This is a genomic window from Psychrobacter sp. BF1 (assembly GCF_019279065.1).
In the GTDB taxonomy this organism is placed as follows: Bacteria; Pseudomonadota; Gammaproteobacteria; order Pseudomonadales; family Moraxellaceae; genus Psychrobacter; species Psychrobacter urativorans.
Genome location: NZ_JAGYWV010000039.1, coordinates 1 through 1,029 on the forward strand (window position 1 = coordinate 1; position 1,029 = coordinate 1,029).

The window sequence follows — 1,029 nt, forward strand, 5'->3', positions numbered from 1 at the left end:
CAATTGTTTGAGCCTAATGATAATAGCCCTGATTACTGCTCAAAGCAGTAATCTTAAAAAAAATAGCAAGACACCTTCCTAAGGGTGGCAAGACCGACAGTCACTATCGCAGACTACAGCGATTTTTTGCCGAAGCGAGGATAGACTACAATCAACTGGCTTTGATGATATATCGACTATTTGGGCTAGGCAAAGTCACCTTAACCATTGACCGCACCAACTGGAAATGGGGTAAAAGTAACCTCAACATCTTTATGCTAGGGGTGGTATATAAAGGGATAGCCATCCCCTTATACTGGCAAATGCTAGATAAGCGAGGTAATACAAACCATCTTGAACGCTGTGAACTTATTGAGCGGTTTATCAAACAATTTGGCAAAGATAACCTTGAGATGATAGTAGCAGACAGAGAGTTTGTTGGCGAAAAATGGTTTAACTGGCTCACCAATAATCACATACCCTTTGCCATACGGATTAAGAAGAACAGTAAAGTTAAGAATCATCATGGCAAGTTGGTACAGATTAAAGAGTTATTACGCCATGTTAGCCATCAAGAAACATATCGACATGGACGAATACTGACTGTCGATGGTTGTTTGGTTCGAGTATTTGCCAAGCGTGATAAAGACTATGGTTTAGTGATTGTGGCCACCAATCAACTAGAAACAGTGGATGCGATGACAAGCGATGCTAAGCGTTGGGAGATTGAGACTTTATTTGCTTGTCTAAAGGGCCGTGGCTTTAATCTTGAAGATACCCACTTAACCCATCTTGATCGGGTCAGTAAATTAGTCGCAGTGAACGCCTTAGCATTTTGTTGGGCTTATCATGTCGGTATTTATAAAGACAAAGATAAGCCGTTAAAGCGCAAGTTAAAGTCAAACGCTCGACCTCAAGCCAGTTTGTTTGCGCTTGGCCTGGATGTGTTGATTGAGGGCCTTCACTTGGTGTTCTTTAACAATGATAAGACTGTATTTCGACAGTTAGTTAGCTTTTTAACCCCTAAACCTATGAAAATCGGGTGGGGAT

General features: G+C 41.3%; 1 protein-coding gene. It reads left to right on the forward strand.

Going from position 1 to position 1,029, the window contains the following annotated elements; all coding sequences use genetic code 11:
- Positions 1-62: 62 nt before the first annotated feature.
- A partial coding sequence (locus KZA12_RS14740) for an IS4 family transposase (RefSeq protein WP_373416640.1) occupies positions 63-1,029 on the forward strand: 967 nt, incomplete at its 3' end.